Genomic DNA, 23,772 nt, shown 5'->3' with positions numbered 1-23,772 from the left:
ACAGTTCTGACAACTGACAACCAGCAACTAAAAACTAAAAAAATGCTCGGATTTATCCTCAGCCGGCTGTGGCAGGGCGTACTGGTGCTGCTGGGCGTGGCTCTTACAGTGTTTTTCCTGTTTCAGGTGCTGCCCGGCGACCCGGTGGCCCTGCTGGCCGGCCAACGCAGTGACGCCGCCACCCGCGCCGCCATTGCCCAGGACCTGGGCCTCGACCAGCCGTTGCCGGTGCAGCTGCTGGGCTACCTCAATGATGTGTCGCCGGTGGGCGTGCACCCGCGCGACTCGGCGGGCGTGGCCAAGTACGGCGGTTTGCAAGTGCTGCCGCTAAGCGCGGAGAGGGCCTTGGTGCTGAAAACGCCCTACCTGCGCCGCTCTTTCCAGAGCAACAAGGAGGTGCTGGATATCCTGCTCGACCACTTTACCGGCACGCTCTGGCTGGCGTTGGCGGCTATGCTGCTGGCGGCCGTGGTGGGCATTGGGCTGGGGATGCTGGCGGCGCTGCGGCCTCACTCCTGGCTGGATCGGGTGCTGGTGTCCACCTCGGTGCTGGGTATTTCGGTTCCCTCGTTTGTGGCCGCTATTCTCATTGCCATGACGTTCGGCTTTTACTGGAGCCGCTGGACGGGCCTCAACCTCACCGGCCAGCTCTTCGAAACCGACCCGTTCACCGGGCGCCACCTGGTACTGAAAAACCTGCTGCTGCCGGCGTTTGCCCTGGGCGTGCGGCCCTTGGCGGTTATCGTGCAGCTCACCCGCTCCTCCATGCTCGATGTGATGAGCCAGGACTATATCCGTACCGCCCGGGCCAAGGGGTTGTCGAGCTACCGCACGGTGCTGGGGCACGCCCTCAAAAATGCCCTGAACCCGGTTATCACGGCCGTGTCGGGTTGGCTGGCTTCTTTAATGGCGGGGGCTTTCTTCATTGAGTACATCTTCAACTGGAAAGGTCTGGGCACCGTCACCCTGCGCGCCGTCGAAAACCTGGATTTTCCGGTAGTAATGGGTGCCACTATCTTTATTGCGGCCCTGTTTGTGGTGGTGAACATCGTGGTCGACGTGCTCTACGCCGTACTCGACCCCCGCGTGAAGCTGGGGTGATTCTGTTTGAATGTGAGCAGTGGGGAGAATGTGAGAAGTGTGGAAAATGCACGTATCCTGTTTTTCCCATCTCCTGTTTGTGAGCAATACAACTGCTCAATCCTTACGTTTTCTCCATTTTTTGCCATTTCTCACATTCCGCACATTTCTCACGTTTCCTCCCACATTCCAAAACCATGCGCCTTTACTTGATTGGCATGCCCGGTGCGGGCAAAACCACCCTGGGCCGGGCGCTAGCGGTGGCCAACGAGCTGCCCTTCTTGGACCTGGATGAGGAAATTGTGCGCCGGGAGCAGCGGAGCGTATCGGAAATATTTGCCCAGGAGGGGGAGGAGTATTTCCGGCAGCGGGAGGCCGATGTACTGCGAGACGTGGTAGTGGAGTACCCGCGCGTGGTGCTGGCTACCGGGGGCGGCACCCCTTGCTACCACTACAACCTGGACGTACTGCTGGCTACCGGCCTCACGCTCTACCTCGCCGTGCCGGTGCCCGAACTCACGCGGCGGCTACTGGCCGCTGCCGCCACCCGCCCCCTACTGGCCACCTTGCCCAACGCCGAGGCCCTGCAAAACCGCCTCTACGAAACCTTGGCCGCTCGTCAGCGGTTCTACGACCGTGCGCCGCTACGCTGCACGGCTCCTACCTGTTCAGTGGAAGCTGTGCAGCAGATGCTGGCCCGGTACCAGGCTTCCGCGTAATAGAGGAGCTATGGGGCCGGGTATTTGCGTGAGCGTGTGTATTTTTGCGTCTTCATCATTCCTGTACTGGTATGAATTCAACTTCCGAAATTCCGGAAACCCGTTCTGTCGTAACGCCGGCCAAGCCTGCTGAAGCCATCCGGCCCAAGCACAAAGGCTCGGCCCGACTGTTTGAAAACCCTGTGCTGGAGCGTCTCACGCATACGCACATTGCGGGGCCACTGAGTATTTTCTTCGCCGTGGCGGCCGTGAGCCTGTACTATAGCCTGAGCCGAGGGCTGCTGACGGGACTGTCGGCGTTTGGCCTGTTTCTGGGTGGCTGGTTTCTGTTCACGCTCGTGGAATACCTGATGCACCGGTTCCTCTACCACATGAATACGGATACGCCCGGCAAGGCTAAGTTTCAGTACACCATGCACGGCGTACACCACGAGTTTCCGAAGGATAAAACCCGCTTGGCCATGCCCCCCATTCTGACGGTGTTCGTGGCCTCTTTGCTGTTCTTTATCTTCCGCTTTACTCTGGGCAACGCAGGCTTTGGAGTGCTGGCGGGTTTTGTGTTTGGGTACGCACTGTATTTATTCGTGCATTACGCCATTCACGTGTATGCCCCTCCCAAAAACTTCCTGAAATTCTGGTGGCACCACCACGCCATGCACCACTACCGCCAAGATGAGGTAGCATTTGGCGTGAGTACCACTATCTGGGACCATATTGTAGGTACAATGCCAAGTAAAAAATAGAATATTTCAGTGTTTTGCTGAGTGTAAAAAGGGCTTCGAAAGAAGCCCTTTTTTATTGCGTGGCTTACATGTAATTGCTGTTGAGCTTGCTGATAGCACGTTAGGAAGGAATAGAGTAGATTTGCGGTGCTGTTCTTGAATAGGACTTCAGCGGTACACCATTTCTGTTCCTTTTTCTAGCTATGAAACAACTCTACACTTTTCTGCTGGCACTGGGCACGCTAGGCTTCGTGCAGCCAGCTGCGGCGCAAATCAATCTGGCCTCTGTGGCCCCGTACACCGAAAATTTCAACTCCCTGGCTGGTAAAACTGAGTTTGTCAGCAACACAACCATCAGTGGAGTGTACGTCCAGTACGGCACGTACCAGAGTGTGCCCTGCGCCGCCAACGACGGCTCTACTACCACTGCCAGTTTCTATCATTTCGGAGCCTCCGGCGACGCTGACCGGGCTCTGGGTGGCGTGGCTTCTTTTGCTACTACCGGCACCGGCTACGTAGCCATGCGCTTCAAAAACACTACGGGCGTAACCATCAAAAACCTGGGCGTATCCTTTGCTATGGAGCAGTGGTACAACTCCGGCCGGCAGGATAATGCTCAGGTTTCCTTTGATTACCGCACCAGCGCTACGCCCATTACCTCAGCTACCAATGGCACCTGGACGAATGTGTCCGCCCTGAACGTGGACGCCCCCTCCACTGCCACCGTAATTGACAACAAGAACGGAAACTCCTCGGCTAACCGCCGTACCCGCACCTACACCATTCAGGATGTGAACTTAGCCGCCAACAGCGAAATCATGCTGCGGTGGCGCTATGAGTTAAACAACGCCACCAACGGCAACGGCCTCTCGGTGGATGATGTGACGGTGACGCCCGAAACCAATGTATTCTACTACAAAGGCAGCGGTGACCTGAATGTTCTGGCCAGCTGGGCACCCAATAAGGATGGAAAGGGCACTGCCCCTGACAACTTCACCACGGCCGGGCGCACCTATTACATTCTCTCCGAGGTAAAAAACGACCGGATTGCCGCTAACTGGACGGTAAGCGGCGCTAACTCCAAAATTGTGGTGGGTGATGGTACTACGGCAGCCTACCTGCTGATTCTGAACGGCGGCGGTAATGGCATTTCCGGCACCATAGATGTGCTGGATAATGCCACCCTGGACATCCAGCGCGGCGGCGGGCAGGTGCCCGCCCTGGGCCGCATAGCCAACAAGAGCACGGTAAAATATGTGCGCGACGGCGGCAAGACTGAGCTGAGCAGCCTGAACTACGGGAACCTGGTGGTGGATGGTACCAGCGAGAAGATGCTCACCGGCAGCACCATCGTCAACGGTGACCTCACGCTGAGCGGCGCCTCCTACCTCATACTGGGCGGTTACGACCTAACAATTATCCGGGGTGGTAAAATACTGGGTGGCGACAACAACACCTTTATCCGTACCGACGGCCAGGGTACCCTTAAGCAAACCGTGTTGGCCGATGGCGTTGCGGTGAAGTACCCGGTAGGCACCGGTACCACGTACACCCCCGCCTTCCTAACCCAAACAGCGGATCGGTCGGAAGACGTATTCAGTGTACAGGTGAAGAACGAAATGTTTCCAAGCTACACGGGCCGTAATGGCAATGGAACGGCTACTCGCAACCGCAACGTAACCCGGACGTGGTTTGTGGAAGAAGAAGTTACCGGCAACTCCGATGTGACCTTGCAGCTGCAGTGGCCCGTTGCTGCACAAATGGCCGATTTTACGCCCGCCCAAGCCCGGCTGGAGCACTACAGCACTACTAATAACCAGTGGGACCCAGGTATAGCCACCACGGGTGCGGTTACCAACGATAGGGGAACTACGTATTCCATTAGTCGCGGCGGTATCAAAAGCTTCTCGCCCTTCGCCGTATCCTCGCGGGTTGGTGGGCCTTTGCCCGTACAGTTGGTAGGCTTCTCGGCCCAGCGCACCGGCTCAGCGGTAGTATGCAACTGGCAGACTGCCCAGGAACTCGCCAACGACCATTTCGTGGTGGAGCGTAGCGCAGATGGTGAGAAGTTTGAATCCGTTGGCACCGTGGCCGGCCGGGGCACCACCGCCACCAGCCAGCACTACCGGTTCACCGATACCCAGCCCCTGGCTACAGTGGCCTACTACCGGTTGCGGCAGGTAGATGCTGATGGTACGCAAACCCTGTCGCAGGTCGTGGCTGTATCGGCAGCGGCCGGCTCAGTCCAGGCTTGGATAACGCCCAACCCTGGCACCGGCCACTTTCAACTACAAGTGCCCGTGACTGGCAGTGTTACAAAGGCGGAAGTGCTGAACGTGGTTGGGAAAACCGTGCAAATTGTAGGAGCGGACGGTCAGATTCACTTAGAGAACCAGCCCGCAGGTATATACCTGGTGCGCCTGCACACTGCAGCCGGAACCAGTGTACTACGCTTGCTGAAGCAGTAACCCACCACTTTTAAAACAGCAAAGGCCGCTCCCCTGAGGGGAGCGGCCTTTGCTGTTTATGTGGGCTGAGAACTAGGAGCGGCGGAAACGGTTGATGACAAACCATACCAGCAAAACCACCAGAAATACGCCAATGATGCCCGTCCAGGCACCGGCTTTGAAAACAGTGGCAATGGCGTCGCAGCTGCTAAGCGAGAAGGTGAGTAGCACCAGCAAAGCGCCAGTAACGGGGAAACGGAAGGTATTCATGGCAAGGAAGGAGAGAGGAACACGCAGCACCGGACAGCCCGGTACCACTGGTACGTACTGTATTGGCCGGAAAAAAGTTAAAAGTTGGCTCTACCAGTCCGTCGTCACGAAATCGTTTGCCTGTTGCCTCGCCAATTCAACGGAATAGGCCCATCACTTCCAGTTTACTGCAAGTGTGAGCTCATTGGTTCACTGGAAGCATTGCCCACCACAGGACTGCGCGCTACAGAGACAAACGCAAAAAAGCCCGGTAATAGACTAGTGTAAAGTCTACTACCGGGCTTGTGCGCTCCCTCCTGGGCTCGAACCAGGGACCCTCTGATTAACAGTCAGATGCTCTAACCGGCTGAGCTAAGGAAGCGGTTATGGCGGCGTTTTCTGCCGTTGCTGGTGCAATATTAGACCAAAGTTTTGGAAGGTCCAAACATGTGTTTTGAAATTTTTACGACAATTTTACTAATTGGTGATTGTCAAAGTGTTGCCGGAAAGTGCAGTGGAATATTGTCGTAAGGCCCGGGAGGCAGGGCCTCCTTGAGGCTGGCCCTGTAGGCTAAACTGAGAGTTGCAACATGGGTCGTAGAGGCGTAGGAAGGGCTCCACTTTCACCCGGGCGCAGGTATCCTGCGGCTGGTAAGGACAATTCCGCTCGAAGGCCAGGTAGGTATTAGCATTCTGTCGCACCACAATAATGCCCCGTACGCCACCTTTCACATACACCGCCCCATTATCAAAGCGCAAGTTGCTGTTCTGTTGATCCGTCAGGAAAAGGACTTCATTCACGGCAGCCAGCGGAATCTGAGGCTGTACATCGCCCGAGGATGAGCAGGCGGTGAACATGCCAGCAGTAACAACCAAAGCTGCCAAGGCCGGGCCGATGCGGGAGAATGATGCTACCATACTGAACAGGAAACGGGTACGGGCAAGTAAACGAGCAGGCAACGGAAATAGTGCGGTGCCCAGGATTCCAGAAAAACGCAAGCCGGTTGCAGAAGTTGACCTTCTGCAACCGGCTTGCGTGTCTTAGCTAGGCGGGGTGCTTATTGCGCGCTGTCAAACTGGCGCAGAAAGCGGGTATCATTTTCCGTGAATAGGCGCAGGTCTTTGATCTGGTATTTGAGCATGGTGATACGCTCAATGCCCATACCCCAGGCATAACCTGAGTACCGTTCCGGGTCGATGCCGGACTGTTCAAGCACAGCGGGGTCTACCATACCGCAGCCGCCAATTTCAACCCAGCCGCTGCCTTTGCAGATGTTGCAGCCCTTGCCTTTGCAAATCAGGCAGGTAATATCAATTTCTGCGGACGGTTCGGTGAAGGGAAAGAACGAGGGCCGGAACCGCACCTGCATATCACTGCCGAACAACTCCTGCACGAAGTAGTACACTGTTTGCTTCAGGTCGGCGAAGCTCACGTTTTCATCCACGAACAAGGCCTCCACTTGATGGAACATCATGTGGGCCCGGGCCGAAATAGCTTCGTTGCGGTACACCCGGCCCGGCATGATACTCCGGATAGGCGGCTTTTGCGACTTCATCACGCGTACCTGCACGGGGCTGGTGTGGGTGCGCAGCACCCACTCGGCTTCGCCCGGCTCCCGGCGCACGAAAAAGGTATCCTGCATGTCGCGGGCAGGATGGTTTTCGGGGAAGTTGAGGGCCGTGAAGTTGTGCCAGTCGTCCTCAATTTCGGGTCCTTCGGCCACATTAAAGCCGATACGAGCCAGAATTCGCACAATTTCTTCCCGCACCAAGCTCAAAGGGTGACGGGTGCCCAGGGCCTGGGGTACCGTAGGCAGGGTGTAATCAAAGGTTGGGTCGGCGGGGGCGTTGGAGCTGGCCGCTTCCAGCTCCTGCTGGCGCTGCTCAAATCGGGCCTGCGCCAGCTGCTTCAGCTGGTTAAGCTCCTGGCCCACGGCCCGTCGGTCTTCCTGGGGTACGGTTTTAAGCTGATCAAACAGGTCGGCTAACTGGCCTTTGCGGCCGGTGTAGGCAATGCGAAACTGGTCGAGCTGCTCGGCAGTAGCGAGGTCGAAGGCATCAATTTCCGCCCGTACGCGGGCAATGGTATCCTGCATCATAGCACAAAGGTAAGTTGATTACGGGTTGTTGCTAAAAGCCCCACTGGTAGACTCGTGTTTTAGGCGTATCGTCTGGACCTAAACGTTATTTCAGAACCAAAACAGCCCAGGCAATCATGAATTTTCCGTTCCAGGCCGGTAGCTGCAAAAGTTGGTACGGTTGCTGCAAAGTATCCAAACACAACTGGCACACAGTACTGGACGTGGGGCGCCACCCGTCAGTCGGCCGTTGGCAGTAGCCCGCGGCCAAGTGGGCACAAGTATCCACCTTTCCTGCTTTGTACTCCGATGAAACGGTTTCTCTTCGCTGCCGCCGTTGCGGCTGCCTTCCTCAGCGCGCCCCAGGCTCAGGCTCAAACAGTAAACAAAGTGCCGGCTTCCAAAGCGGCCAACAGCAGCGCGGCGCCAGCTGCCGATGACGATTGGGGGTGGACGACGGGTGCGCCTGCTCAGCAGGAGGTATCGGGGTGGGAAGTGCGGGGTGCTGAAACGCCCACCGTAGTAGCCTCCGACAGCGACCCAATGATGCAGTCATCGGGAGTGCTGGTAGCACCGGGCATGAGCTCTTCCCCCTACCGGGGTACCAGCACCGACTACCACGGCCGCCCCGTGGTGAAGGCCAAATCCAAGCGTCCCCGCTCAGTAGAGGTAGCCCAGGAGGACCCCATGATGCGCTCCTCCGGGGTGATGTTGGCTCCCGGTATGAACACAGCTCCGTACCGGGGCGTGAGCACCGACTACAATGGCCGACCCCTGCGCAAAACCACCGCTAACACCACCGTCACGTCCCAGCGGCCCTCCGACAACTCAACAGTGGCGGCTGGCTGGTAAATCGTCTCCTGCCAGACAATCTGATCTGAGGTGAACCAACTGCCTGTTCCGCTTGGCTGCGGGCGGGCAGTTGGTGTAAGTAGCAGGGTACTAGTGTCAGGGGCAACTGCTATGCTTCTACAATGACCACGGCCTGCTTTTTCTCGGTGGTTGTAAGTATACTGAAAGCGAATGGCCGAGCGTTTCCTCTGAAAATGTGCGTAAGCACCGGAGAGTCTGCTGGTTGCTTTTTTGTGGCGGCTACCGGGAACTTACTACCGACGCTTACGTTTGGGCAAAATATGAAGCGGGGGTTTTGGGCCCGCGCAGGGTGCCGTACCTTTGCGGTAAGAAGCTGCTAAATATTCCGTTTACCATGACTCGACAATTCCTCCCGCTCCTTCTGCTAGGTGGCGTACTGATAGCAGCCCCAGCGGCTGCACAGAAAAAAAAGGCCGATGATGGCTGGGGTTCTTCCGATGGTTGGGGCGCTCCGGCGGCCAAACCCGCTGCCAAAAAAACCACTACCACGGCTACCAAAACGGTTACTAAGTCAGCTGTAGCGCCAGTCGCTGAGCCGGTTGTGGCTCCGGCTCCGGCCGCTGCCCCAGCAGGTGGCGAGTGGGGTGCCAGTGGCTCGGCCGCTGGCGGCGGAGCCGCTGCCGCTGCCCCCGAGCAGCCAATTGGCGCTAGCTTGGCTCCAGGTTTCTCGGCTGCTCCTTCGCGCCGCGTAACCACCGACTATCGGGGCCGCCCGTTGGCTCCCTACATTCGTCGCTCGGTACGCGCCTCCGACCCGGTTCCGCCTACGCCTGCTCCCGCCCCCATTGTGGCTCCCGAGCCTGAGCCCGCTCCAGTAGCAGCTACCCCTGCCCCGGCTTCTAAAGCAGCCAGTGCTAGCGCTGCCACCAAAGCAGGCGGTGCTGGCACCACGGCTACCAAAAAAACCACTGCTCCGGTGAAGAAAGCCGCCCCCAAGAAAAAGGCCGATGACGGCTGGGGTAGCGGCGGCAGTGGCTGGTAAGCCACACGCCTCGGCTTACTAGCTTCAGCACCTAAACACAAAACCCCCGACCGGCAATGCCGGTCGGGGGTTTTGTGTTTAGGTAGACTAGGTATTAAGCTTCTGCCTCTTCCTCCGTTAAAACGGTTTCGGCTACGGGCTGAGCACGGTAGTAGAGGGTGCTGCAGTTGGTGGGGCGCAATACCTCCCGAGCGGCCGCTTGCACCTGGGCAGGCGTTACGGCCTGTACCTTGGCACTTTCTTCATTCACCAAGTTGGCGTCGCCGAGCAACTTACTGAAGGCTAGGTTCATGGCCCGGTTCAGCAGCTCTATCTCACTGAACACGATACTAACCTCCGCTTGATTCTTTACTTTCTCCAACTCCTCGGCCGGAACCTCAAGGGTACTTAATTCAGCCAGTACGGCTTCTACGGCGGCGTCAGCTTCCTCCAGCGTAACGCCGGCGTTCAGCTTGCCACTTACTACCAGTAAACCTGGTTCCAGGGAACCCATTACTGAGGCCGACAAAGAGTTGAACAACGGCCGCTCTTTCACCAGCTGCTGGTACAAGCGGCTTGATTTACCCCGACCCAGCACGTCCGACAGTAAATCGGCGGCGTGATAGGCGGCCTCACTTCGGCCAGGCATGTGGTACACCTTGTACAGGGCCGACAGCGGAACCTCAGCGGTTATTTCCAGAAAACGGGCTTCTTCCTGGCGGGGCTCCGGGGTAAGGTTCCGGTCGTAGCGGGTGCCGCCCGGAATGGGGCCGAACCACTTTTCGGCTAGGCGCTGGGCCTCGGCTACCGTCACGTCGCCGGCTACTACCAGAATGGCGTTGGCGGGCGAATAGTGCTTGGCGAAAAAGTCGCGCACCTGCTGCATGGTGGCGTCTTCGATGTGCGCTACTTCCTTGCCAATGGTGGCCCACTGATAAGGGTGGTGCTGGTAGGCCAGGGGGCGCAGCTTCAGCCAGACGTCGCCGTAGGGCTGGTTAAGGTAGTTCTGCTTGAACTCCTCTACTACCACCTTGCGCTGTACCTCCAGGCCATTCTCGGAGAAAGCCAGATTCAGCATCCTATCCGATTCCAGCCAGAAACCGGTTTCCAGGTTGGCAGCGGGTAGGGTGAGGTAGTAGTTGGTAATGTCGGGGGAGGTGAAGGCGTTGTTCTCGCCGCCCACCAGCTGCAACGGCTCGTCGTAGCTCGGGATGTTCACGGAGCCCGAGAACATCAGGTGTTCAAATAGGTGGGCAAAGCCAGTGTGCTCGGGGTTCTCGTCGCGGGAACCTACGTTGTAGAGCACGTTGAGCACGGCCATGGGGGTGCTGTGGTCTTCGTGCACAATGCAGCGCAGGCCGTTGGCAAGGGTGAATTCTTCGAAATGAATCATGCAGGGGAAGTCGGGAAGGAAACGGCCGAATGGGCCGGCAAGGTATACAACCGGGAGCCCAAAACAGAAGTTTCCGGCTCCCGGCAGCCGCTCTACGCTTTCGGCCTACAGCGTGGCCCGCACGCCCACCAGAAACGTGCGGGCCACCGGGTACGCGCCGGCATCAAGCCCAGCCTGCTGGTTGTCGGAGCCAGCGGAGCTGACGTTGGGGTCGTAGCCCCGGTATTTCGACAGCACCAGCAGGTTCTGGCCACCCAGCCACACCCGCGCGCTGCGGGCCTCCTTCTCCCATACCTTATAGCTGAGCGTAAGGGCCGACAACCGCGCGTGGTTGCCCGATTGCAGCGTGTAGGAACTGAAGACTGGCAGGTTGGTACCCGCCACCGGCACCTCGGTACTAGTATTAGTAGGCGTCCACCGGTTCAGTACCCGACTGGAAGCGTTGGTGAAGCCGCTAGTCGCGTCCAGAAATTGCAGGGTAGAGTTGTACATCTGGTAGCCAAACATACCATCGGCCTGCAGCTGCGCCTCAAACCGGCCCACCGTGAGTTGCTGACTGAAGCTGAGCAGCTGCCGGGGCAAGCCACTGCCCAGCGGTTGCCGGTCCAGCGGGTCGATTTGCCCATTGCCGTTCACATTCTCGTAGCGCGGATTGCCGGTAGCATCCAGGCCCTGGGCGCGGTAGCCGTGAAACGTACTGATAGGTTGCCCATCGAGGGTGCGCTGGTAGGGAAAGAAGTACGAGGTGGTACTAGTGGGTGCAAACCGGTTGCGGTTAACGGCGGCGGCCAGCCGGCTAGTACCCTGCAGCTTGCCAGCCTGCCAGTTGCCCTGTAGCGTCAGCTCCAGCCCAGTATTATGTAGGTAGTCGTCCTGAGTAGTTCCCGACGAAGTCAGCAGGCCCGGCGCGCGCACTGTGCTGGTAGTGCGGCGGGCGTAAGCCTGGGCCGTTGCGGTGAGGTGACCATTGAACAGGCCGGCTTCGATGCCCGCATCCAGCTGCCGGGTCTGCTCGGGCAGGAATACCGGTACCGTCTGCCCCAGGCCGCCCTGGCCCGGCACCAGAATCTGGAAGTAGTTGCGCCCGTTGTTGCCCGCTCCCGAGGTCCGGCCCCAGCCCACCCACACGTCCAGCGTGCCGGGGGCTGAGGTCCAGAAGTTCTCTTTGGCCGCGTGCCAGCGCACCTGTGCCCCCGGCAGCCAGTCCCACCGCTCCGTGGGAGCAAAGGTGCTGTTGGTGTCGCGGCGCAGCGTCCCCTGCACCTGGTACCGCTCGGCATAAGTGTAGCCGGCCGTGAGCTGGTAAAAATTCTGGGTGGCCTGGGTGCTGCTGCCATTGCTGCCCAGGCTGCCGGGCATACCGGGCACGTAGCGGAACTGCTCGGCAGCGCTTTCCCGATCCTGCCGCTGGGCTTCCAGACTGGCCACTACCGCGTGCCGCTCCCCGCCAAAGCTGCGGGCGAAGCGCAAAGCCGGGTGTAGCACCCACTGCCGGTAGGTGGAGGTGAGCTTTCCACTCTCCCCGGCCGGGAAGGTGGAAAAAGCCGACTGATAAGAGCGGCTGCGCAGCGTAGCTCGTTCCAGATTGGCCCGCAGATCCAACGTCAGCCAAGTCGTCAAATCGTAGCGGACCCCCAGCTGGACTAGTAGCCGCTGCTGTTCTGGAGTCTGGTAGTTCTGCCGGGCCTGGTTGAGGGGGCTCACGTAGTAGCCGGGGTTGGGGTTATCCGTCGGCGACTGGGTGGGCGGGGTGAGCAGGGCCTCCGATAGGGCATAGTAGGCGGGTACGCGCTGCTCGGTCTGGCTGAAGCTGCCGGTGGCATCCAGGTGTAGGTGCTGGCCGATGCGCTGGTTGAGGGTGGCGTGGGCAGCGTAGCGGCGCAGGCGCGAGTTCAGTACCACGCCCTGCTGGTTTAGGTAGTCGGCGGCGGCGTAGTAGCGGGTGGTAGCCGTGCCGCCCGACAGGCCCAGGTGGTGCTCCTGCACGGCGGCTGTGCGCAATAGCTCGTCCTGCCAGTCGGTGCCCCGGCCCAGAGCCGCCAGCTGGGGGGCTGAAAACGGGGCCGCCTGCCCGGCCCGCTGGGCTACCTCGTTGCGCAGGTCGGCGTACTGGCGGGCGTCCAACAGTTCGTAGCGGCTGCGGGCCTGCTGCACCCCGCCGTAGCTGGCGTAGCGCAGGCGCGGCTTGCCGCTGGTACCCCGCTTGGTGGTGATTTTGATAACGCCGTTAATGCCCTGGGAGCCGTACAGCGCGGTTTCGTAGGCCCCTTTCAGCACTTCCACCTGCTCGATATCCTCATTCGGAATACTTAGCAGCGGGTTTACGTCCAGCTCCTGTACCTCGGCCGGCACCACGCCCCCGAGCGAGTTGCTCATATTGGGCCGGAACGTGTGCTGAAACACCGGCACCCCATCCACTACGTACAGCGGCTGCGCGTTGCCCGACAGGCTGGCCGCCCCCCGAATCCGCACCGCCACCTGCGCCCCCGGTGCCCCCGAGTACGGCGTGGCCTGCACCCCGGCTACCTGGCGCAGCTGCTCCTGGAGCGGAAGAAAGGGAAGAATCTGGTAGTAGCTCGATATATACTGGACAGTTGGACAATGGGAAGTAACACGCATTACAGAATCCGCTACAATCACTTCATACAGCCGGACGGTATCGGTCTGCTGGGCCAGGGCGTGGGTGGATAGCGGTAGCAACAGGCCGAGGGCGTATAGTTGATTCATGCAGATAGGATAGGAGGAGGAATGCGGCCCCGAAGATAGATGCCGACAACGGCCTGATTCCATAAACCGTCGGCTATAATTCCGCATCCCGCCCAAACCCGTACTTTTGGCCCCACCCACCACACTCAGCCGATTCCCGATGCACTTCGACCGGAAAGACTACTCGAACGACACTCTGCTCCACCTCTACCAGCACCTGCTCAAGCCGCGCATGATTGAGGAGAAAATGCTCATTCTGCTCCGCCAGGGCAAGGTTAGCAAGTGGTTTTCGGGCATCGGACAGGAGGCCATTTCGGTGGGTAGTACCCTGGCCCTGGATTCGGACGAGTACATTCTACCTCTGCACCGCAACCTGGGCGTGTTCACGGGGCGCGATATTCCACTGCACCAGCTGTTTGCGCAATGGCAGGGCAAAACCAGCGGCTTCACCAAGGGCCGGGATAGGAGCTTCCACTTCGGCACCAATGAGCACCACATTGTGGGTATGATCTCGCACCTGGGGCCCCAGCTGGCCGTGGCCGGCGGCATTGCCCTGGCTGATAAGCTCGACGATAAACCCAGAGTAACCATCACCTACAGCGGCGACGGCGGGGCCTCGGAGGGCGACTTCCACGAGGCCCTGAACGTGGCGGCGGTGTGGGAGCTGCCGGTTATCTTCATCATCGAAAACAATGGCTACGGCCTCAGCACCCCCAGCAACGAGCAGTTCCGCTTCCGCTACTTCGTGGATAAAGGCCCCGCCTACGGCATGGAGGCCGTGCAGGTAGACGGCAACAACGTGCTGGAAGTGTACGACACGGTGCGCCGCCTGGCCGAGGATTTGCGTCAGAACCCCCGCCCGGTGCTGCTGGAGGCCCTCACCTTCCGCATGCGCGGGCACGAGGAGGCCAGCGGCACCAAGTACGTACCCCAGGAGCTGTTTGAGCAGTGGGCCCAGAAAGACCCGGTGGAGAACTACGAAAAATGGCTGCTCCAGGAAGGTATCCTTGACGAAGAAGCCCGCATGCGCTTCCGCGAAACCATCAAGCGCGAAATTGAGGAAGGCCTACGCCTGGCCGATGCCGAACCCATGCCCACGGCCTCCGAGCAGGAGGTAACGGATATGTACCGCTCCTTCGAGCCCGATGCCAGCCTGAACCTATCAACTGACAACGAGCAACCGACAACTGATAAGCGCTACGTGGATGCCATTTCCGACGGGCTGCGCCAGAGCATGGAGCGCTACCCCGAGCTGGTACTCATGGGCCAGGATATTGCCGAGTACGGCGGCGTGTTCAAGATTACCGACGGTTTCGTGGCCCAGTTCGGCAAGGGCCGGGTACGCAATACCCCCCTCTGCGAGTCGGCCATTGTGGGCGCGGGGCTGGGCCTGAGCATCAAGGGCAAAAAGGCCATGGTGGAAATGCAGTTTGCCGATTTCGTGACCTGCGGCTTCAACCAGATTGTGAACAATCTGGCCAAAAGCCACTACCGCTGGGGCCAGAACGCCGACGTGGTGGTGCGCATGCCCACCGGGGCCGGCACCGCCGCCGGGCCCTTCCACAGCCAAAGCAACGAGGCCTGGTTTACGCATACGCCCGGTCTGAAAGTGGTGTACCCCAGCAACCCCGTGGATGCCAAGGGCCTGCTCTGCGCCGCCTTCGAAGACCCCAACCCGGTAATGTTCTTCGAGCACAAGCTCCTCTACCGCAGCCTCTCGGCGCCCGTGCCCGATGCATACTACACCACGCCCATCGGGAAAGCCGCGCTGGTGCGGGAAGGACAGGAAATGAGCATCATCACCTACGGGGCGGGCGTGCACTGGGCCCTGGCGGCCGTGGAAGAGCTAGGCGTGGGTGCCGATATCTTGGACCTGCGTACCCTGCTACCCTGGGACGAGGAAGCAGTGCGCAAGACGGTAGAGAAAAACGGCCGCGTCATCCTGCTGCACGAAGACACCCTAACCGGCGGCCTGGCCGGCGAAATCGGGGCCTGGATTGCCGAGCATTGCTTCCGCAGCCTTGATGCCCCCATTCTGCGCGTAGCCTCCCTGGATACGGCCGTACCCTTCGCGCCCCCGCTGGAAAAGCAGTTCCTGCCCCAGCAGCGCCTCCGCCAAGCCATTGAGAAGCTGCGCAACTATTAACAACCGGCACTCTGCGTGAAGCAAATAAGCTGCGCCAGCATTCAATAACACTAAGCCAGCTTCCTCGCCTCGCTCGGAATGACGAGTAGACCCTCGGCTTCAATTACGTACTTTGGCAGCCCCTTCCTGCTGCACAGAACCTGAAAATTCATGAAAGTATCCGGTGCTTTTCGCCGCTTTTGTTTGCTGCTGCTGGCCGCTGGCTGGTTACTGGCGGGCCCGGCCTGCCACAGCTACCGGATTCCGAACCCCCAGGGGCCACCGCAGCCGAAGGTGAAAAAGGCCAAAACTCCGGGCAATGAATCGGCCGATGGGCGGGCCCTGGACGTAGAGAAGGAAGCGGTAAAAACCCAGAAAAACAGCTATGACAAGAACGGCTTGCTGAAGAAGCCCAAAATGGAGCGCCGCCGCCTCAAGCATAAAGTGGGGCAGCGGAAGTTCCTTGGTTTCACGCTTCCCTTCTAACTTAGTGCTGCTCAGGGAAGTTGTTACTGCTTAGCTAATTCTCCACCGTTTCACCCAGTGTTATGCGTTACCTCTTATTCTGTATGGCTGTAGGGCTGAGCCTGGCCAGTACCCCGGCCCTGGCCCAGCTGGAGTCTACCAGCCCTGCTCAGCAGCGCGTAGCCAACCGCAAGGCGCTCCGGGATGCTGAAAAATTCAATGCCCGCTACAAAGACTCCCACCTGACCGTAACCAAGCCTGAGCTAAAGCACCAGGGTGGGGGCAAGCAGGAGGTAGTAGCACCGCCACCCGGCCAGGACAGCTACCGTTTCGACCGGGCCGGCGCGCCCCGCGTAAGCGAACCATCCCGCGTCAATTTGCGTCTGCGGAAGAAGCGCGCCGCCGCGCAGTAATATTCACCGAACCACTTCTGCCCATGGCACCCTGGCAACCCCTCACCGAATCTGAGCAACTCACCGACATCGTTCGGGAGTCCTTTGAGCAACCTGTCCTGATTTTTAAGCACAGCACCACCTGTTCCATCAGCGCCATGGCCAAGGGCAAGGTGGAGCGTCAGTGGGACGATGCTGGCCTTGATAACGCCAAGATATACTACCTGGACTTGCTGCGCTTTCGGCCCATTTCGCAGGAAATAGCCCAGAAATTCAGTATTCACCACGAGTCGCCGCAACTCCTGCTCATCCAAAACGGCGAATGTACCCTCGACTCCTCTCACATGGGCATCAAGCTCAGCGAGGTGAAGGAACTAGTGAAATAGTGAGATAGTGAACTGGTGAGTTTGACGCTCTGTTGGCCCTCACTGCGCAAGTAGCACCGTCAAAACGTCGAACTCACCAGTTCATTATTTCACCATCTCGCTACTCGTACAGGAAGCGAACTTCCTGGCGTATTTCCGGGTTCAGGCTAAGTGCAACCGGGCAGGTACGGGCAGCATTTTCAAGGCTGGCACGCTCTTTTTCGGAGAGGGTAGCCGGCAACCGAAACGTAAGGTCAATCTGCCCGATGCGGCGCGGCTCGGCCACCATGTGCTTGGTTACCTCCCAGGTTACACCTGTTAGGTCTACGTCTTGGCGGGCGGCTACAATGCCCATTATCGTCATCATGCAGGAGCCCAGCGCCGAGCATACCAAGTCAGTGGGGGAGAAGGCCTCTCCCCGGCCGTGGTTGTCCACTGGGGCGTCGGTGAGGATGGTATTGCCCGAGGCCAGGTGAGTGGCTTCGGTGCGTAGGTTTCCGGCGTAACGGGCAGTGGCTGTGCTCATGTCAGGTTGAATTAGGTAAGCAGGGTATGCATGTAAATTTACGTACTTTCGGCAGGGTTGGCGGCTTGTTGCTGCTGAGCCGCTATTTTATTTCCCGTCCTTCTATTCCGACTCAACCTGTGCGTACTCTGCTTGTTTTCGGTGGTGGCCTGCTGGCGGCCGTATTGGGCCTCGCGCCCCAAGGCCAAGCCCAGCAACTCAAGCAAACCCTGGCTTCCAACAACGATGAGCCCTCCTACCGGAAGGAGCTGATTTATGGAGTAAACTTCAACACGCGGGGTGGCCTGATTGGCGGGGCCACGGTGCGCTCCACCAAGCTGCTTAACCAGGATTGGGCCCGTTTCTGGAGCATTGATCTGGTGGAAGTAAAGCACCCCAAGGAGCAAAAATCCGGTACTTTCTACGGGGGCGTTATCGTGCCTGGCAAAAGCAACTACTTCTTCGTGGCCCGGCCCTCCGTGGGCGTGCAGCGGGTCATTTTTCGTAAAGCTCCCGATTCGGGCGTGCAAGTCAACGGGCTGCTGAGTGCCGGGCCATCCATTGGCCTGCTGCTGCCCTACTACATCACCTACAATTACACTTCCGATCCGCAGGTGAACCCCACCGATTATCGGAATGAGCAGTTCGACCCGCAGATTCACGAGGAGAGGCGGATTATAGATCGGGCACCGCTGTTTTCGGGCGTCAGCAATACCGATGTGCAGGTAGGAGCCCACATTCGGGGGGCGCTAAGCTTTGAGTATGGCCGCTACCGCGACGCCGTAGCAGGGGTGGAGGTAGGAGCACTGGTAGAAGCCTACACCAAAGCCCCACCTATTATTCGAGCCCGAACTCTCTCGGATGAAGCTCTCAATGACCGTTTCTTGCCTTCCGTGTACCTCACAGTGTACCTCGGAAGCCGCAACTAAAGCAAGCGCCCAGCATCAAAAGCCTTGGCCAACGTTCCTATCCGGAACCTGAGCCGGGGCTTTTGGCTGAACGAAGCATCGGGGAAACCTCTTGCCGGCTGGAATTGTCTTAGCAGTGGACTATTCCGCCACGCATTCCCCTTACCTTTGCAGCATGGATGAACTGTTGCTGACTCTGCCCATCATTCAGCCCGAAGCGGTGGCCCCTGCGGCTCCTGCCAAAGCGCGCAAGCCTGACTGGCTACGCGTAAAGCTGCCCGTGGGCCCGGCCTACGCCAACGTCCGCCGCTTGGTGGACGAACACAAACTGCACACTATCTGCGAATCCGGCAACTGCCCCAACATGGGTGAGTGCTGGGGCGCGGGTACGGCCACCTTTATGATTCTGGGCAACGTGTGCACGCGCTCCTGCTCATTCTGCGCCGTGGCCACCGGCCGCCCCAACGAGTATGACCTCGATGAGCCCCGCCGCGTAGCCGAAGCCATTCAGCTCATGGGCGTGAAGCACGCGGTACTCACCAGCGTAAACCGCGACGAGTTGAAAGACCGGGGTGCCAGCGTGTGGTACGAAACCGTGGTGCAAACCAAGCAGCTCAGCCCCACCACCACCATCGAAACACTGATTCCGGATGTGAAAGCCAACTGGGCGGCGCTGGAAACCATGATTGCCGGCGGCCAGGAAGTAGTGTCGCACAACATGGAAACGGTGGGCAGCCTGTACCGCCTCGTGCGCCCCCAGGCCAAGTACGACCGGAGCCTGGAGCAAATCCGGCGCACGAAGGAGGCCGGCAAGCGCACCAAATCGGGCATTATGCTAGGATTGGGCGAGAAGCAGGACGAAATGTACAAGGCCATGGATGACTTGGTGGCTAACGGCCTCGATATTCTGACCCTGGGACAGTATCTGCAGCCAACCAAGCGTCACATTGAGGTATCCGAGTTCATTCACCCCGACCTGTTCGCCCACTACAAGGAAGAGGGCCTGCGCCGGGGCCTGAAGTACGTGGAAAGCGGCCCGCTGGTGCGCTCCAGCTACCACGCCGAGCGTCACGTGAACGTACCCATCTAGCAGCATACTGGTAGTTATACGGCTTTACTACATCAATTAAGCCCCACTTCTTTCTTAGAGGTGGGGCTTTTGTATGCCGTCATGCTTGCCCAGAGTGTAGGCGAGCAGGTAGCTTCGCATGCAAAGCTCGCGGCTAGCCATGTGTAAGGCGGGCCAGGCACCAGACGCACCTGCATGCCCCTCGCAAATCACCGTGAAAGATCTTTCTGTTCTGAGGCAGGCTGCGCTGCCCTGCTTTCTGCGCCACTAAGCGGGCCGCCCGTGCGCGAGACATAAAAAAAGGACGTTGCGATAAGCAACGTCCTTTTAAGAAACGGCGAACCGCTACTACCGGCTAGCCTGTTCGGCACCGGGCGGGTAGTTACCCAAAATGCTGGTAACGATGCGCTGTACCTCAGTTTCAGAAATGGTTTGCTGGTCAACCTGGGCCTGGCCCTGGCCACGCCACGCCAACTCCTTGCGCTTTACGTCCACAAAATCGAGGATAACAGTACCGGCTTTGTAGTCGGTTACGTAGCCACCCCGGTTGTAGAAGCCACCGTAGCCGTAGTATCCATAGGGGTAACCAAAGGGCCCGTACGGCGAGTTAGTGGCACGCTGCTTATCCTCCACGCGGGCACTGTAGGCCACATACACATCAGGGTTTTTCTCCGAGTACGTCAGACCCTTCTGGGCCAGTTGCTGCTCTACAGCCGAGCGGATACGCTTATCCAGAAACGACTCGTAGCCCTTGGCTGGGCCGCCTTCGGTGTCAATAGGCTGCGTTGGGTACCACGACCAAGTTTTGTAGGCCCGGAAGTTTACAGAATGATCAAAATCGGAGGTAACGCCCACGCGTGCCGTGGATGCGCAGCCGCTGACGCCCAGCAGCAAGCCCAGGCCAAGCACCGATAGGGCCAGCGGACGGGCTAAAAAACGGGAAATGCGGTTCATATAGAAAGGAATCAGAAGTGAAAAACAAGCCTTTGGCAAGTCGGCAGACCAGCGGAGCGCCTGTGGTAGTTTAACGTACCCGCCTGCCTGCTCGTTCCCCTGATAAACGCTGCAAGCGTAATATTTATTGAGAATAACTAGCCAGGGGAAGTCCATAGCATCTTAAAATCTCCCTATCTTTTGCAAAGCAAAAAACCTGCACCTGCATTCATGAAAAAAACTTTACTCTTCCTATCTGCTCTGGGTATGCTGGCTGCCTGCAGCGCTTCTAAGGATGAAGCCCGCTCCAACCGTACCTCCACCACACCTGTAGCTCACAATGCCGTGGTCGAATGCATCCTCTACGATGGCATGACCAAAACCTCCCAGCAACTCGCCACCATCAACTCGGGTACAGAAGTGCAGGTGATGGATACAGTGGATGCCCACTTCCTGAAAGTGCGCGTAACCGCCGCTGGCAAAACCCAGAACGGCTACATGTACCGCACCTGCTTCGGCAAGTAGTGTGTAGTTGTTGGTGCTTGGTGCTTAGGATCCGGTAGCTGGTATCGAGGGAATACGTTAGAAAATAAGAAGCCCCGCCGTAACCACGGCGGGGCTTCTTCATACCTACTAAGCACTAAGCACTAAGCACTAAGCACTAAGCACTAAGCACTAAGCACTAAGCACTAAGCACTAAGCACTAAGCACTAATACGACGGGCCTTTGTCAGTCGGTACTAGTTGCTCCTCGGCATCCACGTACTGCTCAATGGGCGTACAGGCGCAGATGAGGTTCCGGTCACCATAGGCCGAGTCGATGCGGGATACGGCAGGCCAGAACTTGTAGGCGCGGGCGTACTCGGTGGGGTACACGGCCTGCTCGCGGGTGTAGGGGCGGGTCCAGTCGTGTACCAGCACGGTGGCGGCGGTGTGGGGCGCGTGCTTGAGCACGTTTTCCTTAGCATCGGCGCGGCCGGCTTCTACCTCAGCAATTTCCTTGCGGATGCTCACCATGGCCTCAATGAAGCGGTCCAGCTCCTCCTTGCTCTCCGATTCGGTGGGCTCAATCATGAGCGTGCCGGCTACCGGGAACGAGACGGTGGGGGCGTGGAAGCCGTAGTCCATCAGGCGCTTGGCAATGTCTTCTACCTCAATGCCGGCCTTTTTGAAGTGGCGGCATTCCAGAATCATCTCGTGGGCGCAGCGGCCGTTGGCGCCGGTGTACAGCACGGGGTAGTGCTCCTCCAGCTTAGCCTTGAGGTAGTTGGCATTGAGGATGGCAATGCGCGTAGCCTGCGTCAGACCCTCGCCGCCCATCATGCTGATGTAGGCGTAGCTGATGGGCAGAATGCTGGCCGAGCCCCAGGGAGCCGCAGAAACGGCGCCGCTGGTGCGGCCGTCGGCATCTACTACCACGTGGCCGGGCAGGTAGGGTGCCAGGTCTTTCACCACACCGATGGGGCCTACGCCGGGTCCGCCGCCACCGTGGGGGATGCAGAAGGTTTTGTGCAGGTTCAGGTGACACACGTCGGCTCCGATGGTGGCGGGGGAGGTGAGGCCTACCTGGGCATTCATGTTGGCGCCGTCCATGTACACGCGGCCGCCGTGCTGGTGAATCGTGTTGCAGATGTCGATGATTGTTTCCTCGTACACACCGTGGGTGCTGGGGTAGGTTACCATCAGGCAACTCAGCTTGTCGGCGTACTGGGCCGCTTTGGCCTTCAGGTCCTCCACGTCGATGTTGCCTTCCTCGGTGCTTTTCACTACCACCACCGTCATGCCGGCCATTACGGCCGAGGCGGGGTTGGTGCCGTGGGCGGAGGCCGGAATCAGGGCCACGTTGCGGTGCTGGTCGCCACGGGCATCGTGGTAGCCTTTGATGGCCAGCAGACCGGCGTACTCGCCCTGCGCGCCCGAGTTGGGCTGCAACGACACGGCATCGAAGCCGGTCACCTCGCACAGCCAGGCTTCCAGGTTCCGGAAGATTTCGGCGTAGCCCTGGGCCTGCTCGCGCGGGGCGAAGGGGTGCAGACCGCCAATTTCCGGCCAGGTCACCGGAATCATCTCGGCGGTAGCGTTGAGCTTCATGGTGCACGAACCCAAGGAAATCATGGAGTGCGCCAGGCTCAGGTCCTTGTTTTCGAGCTGCTTCATGTAGCGCAGCATCTCGTGCTCCCCGTGGTGGGAGTTGAAGATGGGGTGCGTCAGGTACTCGCTCTTGCGAATAAGGGCGTCGGGCCAGGTTACTTCCACCTCTTCGGGCTGGGCTACCTGGCGCACGTCGCGGCCCAGCACTTTGCTGAACACGGCCACAATGTCCTGCACGTCCTCGGCTTCGGTGTTCTGGTGCAGGCTGATGCCCACCCGGGCCGAGCCGTGCTCCTCGAAGTAGCGGAAGTTGATGCCGGCCGCTTCGGCCTCCTTGCGGATGGCGTTCTGCAACTCCTGGCTTTCCAGCTTGATGTCGAGGGTATCGAAGTAGAACTGGTTGCGCTGGTCGAGGCCCAGGGCGTGCAGCTCCATTTCCAGGGTGCGGGCCAGGGCGTGGATGTTGCTGGCAATCTGCTTGAGGCGCTTCGGGCCGTGGTACACGGCGTACATGCCGGCCAGCACGCTCAGCAGCACCTGCGCAGTGCAGATGTTACTGGTGGCCTTCTCGCGGCGGATGTGCTGCTCCCGGGTCTGCAGGGCCATGCGGTAGGCCTTGTTACCGGCCGCGTCAATGCTCTGACCAATAATGCGGCCCGGAATTACGCGTTTGAAGGCATCTTTGGTAGCCAGGAAGCCGGCGTGCGGTCCGCCATAACCCATGGGTACGCCAAAGCGCTGGGAGTTGCCCACCACGGCGTCGGCACCCATTTCGCCGGGAGGCGTAAGTAGGGCCAGGGACAGCAAATCGGCGGCCACGGTCACAAACAGGTTGTTGTCGTGGGCTTTGCTGATGAAGTCGGTGTAGTCGTACACGGCACCATCGGCGGCGGGGTACTGCAGCAGGGCCCCGAAGAGGGTTTCGTCGGTGAGGTCGAAGCTGCGGTGGTCCCCGATAACTACCTCAATGCCCAGGGGCTCGGCGCGGGTGCGCACCACGTCGATGGTCTGGGGCAGTACCTGCTCGGAAATGAAGTAGCGGTTGGCGTTTTTCTTCTTGCTCAGGGAGTGGAACATGTGCAGCGTTTCGGCGGCGGCAGTTCCTTCATCGAGCAACGAGGCGTTGGCAATTTCCAGGCCCGTCAGGTCAATTACCATCGTCTGGTAGTTGATGAGGGCTTCGAGACGACCTTGGGCAATTTCGGCCTGGTAGGGCGTGTAGGCAGTGTACCAGCCCGGATTTTCCAGGATGTTGCGCTGAATCACGGCCGGCAGCAGCGTGTCGTGGTAGCCCAGGCCGATGTAGTTCTTGAATAGCTTATTCTGGCCAGCAATGCCCTTGAACTTCGCCAAAAAAGCCCGCTCCGTGAGGGCAGCGGGCAGGTTCAGCGGCTTTTTCAGGCGGATGGCGGCCGGCACAGTTTCGTCGATGAGCTGGTCAATCGACTCCACGCCGATAACGCGTAGCATATCGGCTACGGCAGCTTCGTCGGGGCCGTTGTGACGGTCCACAAACACATCGGCGGGCTTGGTCTTCAGCAACATAAAGGGAAGGGTGAGGGTGGCAATGCAAGCGGCCCCAACGGAGCCCCTACAAAGGTAGCGCGAAAAGGCTTCACCCTTAAACCGATAAGCAGGCAAATGTTTCACCCAAGCCGTTGAAACCTGAACTCAACAATTTTCCGCAGCTTT

At 59.1% G+C, this 23,772-nt stretch carries 21 protein-coding genes and 1 tRNA gene; 13 read left to right on the top strand and 9 right to left on the bottom strand.

What is annotated here, in order from left to right; genetic code table 11:
* Positions 1–42 precede the first annotated feature (42 nt).
* The 4 genes from ROI90_RS05160 (at position 43) to ROI90_RS05145 (ending at position 4,989) form a co-directional block, all read left to right on the top strand.
* Positions 43–1,101 carry an ABC transporter permease gene (locus tag ROI90_RS05160; RefSeq protein WP_315997265.1) on the top strand — a complete coding sequence of 353 codons (1,059 nt, stop codon included), beginning with the start codon at positions 43–45 and terminating at the stop codon, positions 1,099–1,101.
* A gap of 176 nt (positions 1,102–1,277) precedes the next feature.
* Complete coding sequence (locus ROI90_RS05155; protein ID WP_315997264.1) at positions 1,278–1,799, top strand: shikimate kinase; 522 nt, start codon at positions 1,278–1,280, stop codon at positions 1,797–1,799.
* Between the two features lie 71 nt (positions 1,800–1,870).
* Positions 1,871–2,542 carry a sterol desaturase family protein gene (locus tag ROI90_RS05150; protein ID WP_315997263.1) on the top strand — a complete coding sequence of 224 codons (672 nt, stop codon included), beginning with the start codon at positions 1,871–1,873 and terminating at the stop codon, positions 2,540–2,542.
* Positions 2,543–2,724: 182 nt separating this feature from the next.
* On the top strand, positions 2,725–4,989 hold the full coding sequence (locus ROI90_RS05145) for a T9SS type A sorting domain-containing protein (RefSeq protein ID WP_315997262.1): 2,265 nt from the start codon (positions 2,725–2,727) through the stop codon (positions 4,987–4,989).
* A 72-nt stretch (positions 4,990–5,061) separates the two neighbouring features.
* Here ROI90_RS05145 and ROI90_RS05140 read toward each other — a convergent pair whose 3' ends face one another.
* The 4 genes from ROI90_RS05140 to pheS all read right to left on the bottom strand — a co-directional run bounded on the left by ROI90_RS05140 (position 5,062) and on the right by pheS (position 7,313).
* Positions 5,062–5,238, bottom strand: coding sequence for a hypothetical protein (locus ROI90_RS05140; RefSeq protein ID WP_315997261.1), 177 nt, complete (start codon positions 5,236–5,238; stop codon positions 5,062–5,064).
* A gap of 287 nt (positions 5,239–5,525) precedes the next feature.
* Positions 5,526–5,599: transfer RNA gene (locus ROI90_RS05135), tRNA-Asn, on the bottom strand.
* 95 nt (positions 5,600–5,694) lie between these two features.
* Positions 5,695–6,135: a Rieske (2Fe-2S) protein gene (locus tag ROI90_RS05130; RefSeq protein WP_315997260.1), complete on the bottom strand. Its 441-nt coding sequence runs from the start codon at positions 6,133–6,135 to the stop codon at positions 5,695–5,697.
* Positions 6,136–6,275: 140 nt separating this feature from the next.
* Positions 6,276–7,313, bottom strand: coding sequence for a phenylalanine--tRNA ligase subunit alpha (gene pheS, locus ROI90_RS05125; RefSeq protein ID WP_315997499.1), 1,038 nt, complete (start codon positions 7,311–7,313; stop codon positions 6,276–6,278).
* A 291-nt stretch (positions 7,314–7,604) separates the two neighbouring features.
* Between pheS and ROI90_RS05120 the strand changes: the two genes are divergently transcribed.
* Both ROI90_RS05120 and ROI90_RS05115 read left to right on the top strand, forming a co-directional pair.
* Positions 7,605–8,147 (top strand): hypothetical protein, encoded by a 543-nt coding sequence (locus ROI90_RS05120; protein ID WP_315997259.1) that lies wholly within the window; start codon positions 7,605–7,607, stop codon positions 8,145–8,147.
* A 355-nt stretch (positions 8,148–8,502) separates the two neighbouring features.
* Positions 8,503–9,150 carry a hypothetical protein gene (locus ROI90_RS05115; protein WP_315997258.1) on the top strand — a complete coding sequence of 216 codons (648 nt, stop codon included), beginning with the start codon at positions 8,503–8,505 and terminating at the stop codon, positions 9,148–9,150.
* 94 nt (positions 9,151–9,244) lie between these two features.
* Here ROI90_RS05115 and ROI90_RS05110 read toward each other — a convergent pair whose 3' ends face one another.
* On the bottom strand, positions 9,245–10,522 hold the full coding sequence (locus tag ROI90_RS05110; RefSeq protein WP_315997257.1) for a M16 family metallopeptidase: 1,278 nt from the start codon (positions 10,520–10,522) through the stop codon (positions 9,245–9,247).
* A gap of 105 nt (positions 10,523–10,627) precedes the next feature.
* Entirely contained in the window at positions 10,628–13,249 is a 2,622-nt protein-coding gene (locus ROI90_RS05105) for a SusC/RagA family TonB-linked outer membrane protein (RefSeq protein WP_315997256.1), read from the bottom strand.
* Positions 13,250–13,388: 139 nt separating this feature from the next.
* On the opposite strand from ROI90_RS05105, the gene ROI90_RS05100 reads away from it, so the two are divergent.
* The 4 genes from ROI90_RS05100 (at position 13,389) to ytxJ (ending at position 16,596) form a co-directional block, all read left to right on the top strand.
* On the top strand, positions 13,389–15,374 hold the full coding sequence (locus ROI90_RS05100) for an alpha-ketoacid dehydrogenase subunit alpha/beta (RefSeq protein ID WP_315997255.1): 1,986 nt from the start codon (positions 13,389–13,391) through the stop codon (positions 15,372–15,374).
* A gap of 150 nt (positions 15,375–15,524) precedes the next feature.
* On the top strand, positions 15,525–15,839 hold the full coding sequence (locus ROI90_RS05095; RefSeq protein WP_315997254.1) for a hypothetical protein: 315 nt from the start codon (positions 15,525–15,527) through the stop codon (positions 15,837–15,839).
* Between the two features lie 83 nt (positions 15,840–15,922).
* Positions 15,923–16,231 carry a hypothetical protein gene (locus ROI90_RS05090; protein WP_315997253.1) on the top strand — a complete coding sequence of 103 codons (309 nt, stop codon included), beginning with the start codon at positions 15,923–15,925 and terminating at the stop codon, positions 16,229–16,231.
* A 23-nt stretch (positions 16,232–16,254) separates the two neighbouring features.
* Complete coding sequence (gene ytxJ, locus ROI90_RS05085) at positions 16,255–16,596, top strand: bacillithiol system redox-active protein YtxJ (protein WP_315997252.1); 342 nt, start codon at positions 16,255–16,257, stop codon at positions 16,594–16,596.
* A 100-nt stretch (positions 16,597–16,696) separates the two neighbouring features.
* On the opposite strand, the gene ROI90_RS05080 is transcribed toward ytxJ, so the two are convergent.
* Positions 16,697–17,101, bottom strand: coding sequence for an OsmC family protein (locus tag ROI90_RS05080; protein ID WP_315997251.1), 405 nt, complete (start codon positions 17,099–17,101; stop codon positions 16,697–16,699).
* 119 nt (positions 17,102–17,220) lie between these two features.
* Here ROI90_RS05080 and ROI90_RS05075 point away from each other — a divergent pair, with 119 nt between their 5' ends.
* Both ROI90_RS05075 and lipA read left to right on the top strand, forming a co-directional pair.
* The gene (locus ROI90_RS05075; protein WP_315997250.1) at positions 17,221–18,009 is read left to right on the top strand and encodes a hypothetical protein; all 789 of its coding nucleotides are present in this window, start codon (positions 17,221–17,223) and stop codon (positions 18,007–18,009) included.
* Between the two features lie 166 nt (positions 18,010–18,175).
* Positions 18,176–19,078, top strand: a complete 903-nt coding sequence (lipA, locus tag ROI90_RS05070; protein ID WP_380229384.1) for a lipoyl synthase — start codon at positions 18,176–18,178, stop codon at positions 19,076–19,078.
* 327 nt (positions 19,079–19,405) lie between these two features.
* Here lipA and ROI90_RS05065 read toward each other — a convergent pair whose 3' ends face one another.
* Positions 19,406–20,011: a DUF4136 domain-containing protein gene (locus ROI90_RS05065; protein WP_315997248.1), complete on the bottom strand. Its 606-nt coding sequence runs from the start codon at positions 20,009–20,011 to the stop codon at positions 19,406–19,408.
* 210 nt (positions 20,012–20,221) lie between these two features.
* Here ROI90_RS05065 and ROI90_RS05060 point away from each other — a divergent pair, with 210 nt between their 5' ends.
* Complete coding sequence (locus ROI90_RS05060) at positions 20,222–20,515, top strand: hypothetical protein (protein ID WP_315997247.1); 294 nt, start codon at positions 20,222–20,224, stop codon at positions 20,513–20,515.
* A gap of 185 nt (positions 20,516–20,700) precedes the next feature.
* On the opposite strand, the gene gcvP is transcribed toward ROI90_RS05060, so the two are convergent.
* Positions 20,701–23,625: an aminomethyl-transferring glycine dehydrogenase gene (gene gcvP / locus ROI90_RS05055; protein WP_315997246.1), complete on the bottom strand. Its 2,925-nt coding sequence runs from the start codon at positions 23,623–23,625 to the stop codon at positions 20,701–20,703.
* Positions 23,626–23,772 lie beyond the last annotated feature (147 nt).

The sequence above is a fragment of the Hymenobacter endophyticus genome (assembly GCF_032464715.1).
GTDB lineage: Bacteria > Bacteroidota > Bacteroidia > Cytophagales > Hymenobacteraceae > Hymenobacter > Hymenobacter endophyticus.
The sequence above is the reverse complement of the archived record's forward strand: the minus strand, read 5'-3'. Positions and strand labels throughout refer to the sequence as shown.

Excerpts from the sequence above, each read along its gene's own strand:
- ytxJ (WP_315997252.1), top strand. The coding sequence starts at position 16,255 with ATGGCACCCTGGCAACCCCTCACCGAATCTGAGCAACTCACCGACATC.
- ROI90_RS05065 (WP_315997248.1), bottom strand. The coding sequence starts at position 20,011 with ATGAACCGCATTTCCCGTTTTTTAGCCCGTCCGCTGGCCCTATCGGTG.
- gcvP (WP_315997246.1), bottom strand. The coding sequence starts at position 23,625 with ATGTTGCTGAAGACCAAGCCCGCCGATGTGTTTGTGGACCGTCACAAC.
- ROI90_RS05090 (WP_315997253.1), top strand. The coding sequence starts at position 15,923 with ATGGCTGTAGGGCTGAGCCTGGCCAGTACCCCGGCCCTGGCCCAGCTG.
- ROI90_RS05145 (WP_315997262.1), top strand. The coding sequence starts at position 2,725 with ATGAAACAACTCTACACTTTTCTGCTGGCACTGGGCACGCTAGGCTTC.
- ROI90_RS05155 (WP_315997264.1), top strand. The coding sequence starts at position 1,278 with ATGCGCCTTTACTTGATTGGCATGCCCGGTGCGGGCAAAACCACCCTG.
- ROI90_RS05080 (WP_315997251.1), bottom strand. The coding sequence starts at position 17,101 with ATGAGCACAGCCACTGCCCGTTACGCCGGAAACCTACGCACCGAAGCC.
- pheS (WP_315997499.1), bottom strand. The coding sequence starts at position 7,313 with ATGCAGGATACCATTGCCCGCGTACGGGCGGAAATTGATGCCTTCGAC.
- ROI90_RS05105 (WP_315997256.1), bottom strand. The coding sequence starts at position 13,249 with ATGAATCAACTATACGCCCTCGGCCTGTTGCTACCGCTATCCACCCAC.
- ROI90_RS05130 (WP_315997260.1), bottom strand. The coding sequence starts at position 6,135 with ATGGTAGCATCATTCTCCCGCATCGGCCCGGCCTTGGCAGCTTTGGTT.
- ROI90_RS05115 (WP_315997258.1), top strand. The coding sequence starts at position 8,503 with ATGACTCGACAATTCCTCCCGCTCCTTCTGCTAGGTGGCGTACTGATA.
- ROI90_RS05095 (WP_315997254.1), top strand. The coding sequence starts at position 15,525 with ATGAAAGTATCCGGTGCTTTTCGCCGCTTTTGTTTGCTGCTGCTGGCC.
- ROI90_RS05100 (WP_315997255.1), top strand. The coding sequence starts at position 13,389 with ATGCACTTCGACCGGAAAGACTACTCGAACGACACTCTGCTCCACCTC.
- ROI90_RS05150 (WP_315997263.1), top strand. The coding sequence starts at position 1,871 with ATGAATTCAACTTCCGAAATTCCGGAAACCCGTTCTGTCGTAACGCCG.
- ROI90_RS05160 (WP_315997265.1), top strand. The coding sequence starts at position 43 with ATGCTCGGATTTATCCTCAGCCGGCTGTGGCAGGGCGTACTGGTGCTG.
- ROI90_RS05140 (WP_315997261.1), bottom strand. The coding sequence starts at position 5,238 with ATGAATACCTTCCGTTTCCCCGTTACTGGCGCTTTGCTGGTGCTACTC.
- ROI90_RS05120 (WP_315997259.1), top strand. The coding sequence starts at position 7,605 with ATGAAACGGTTTCTCTTCGCTGCCGCCGTTGCGGCTGCCTTCCTCAGC.
- ROI90_RS05110 (WP_315997257.1), bottom strand. The coding sequence starts at position 10,522 with ATGATTCATTTCGAAGAATTCACCCTTGCCAACGGCCTGCGCTGCATT.
- ROI90_RS05060 (WP_315997247.1), top strand. The coding sequence starts at position 20,222 with ATGAAAAAAACTTTACTCTTCCTATCTGCTCTGGGTATGCTGGCTGCC.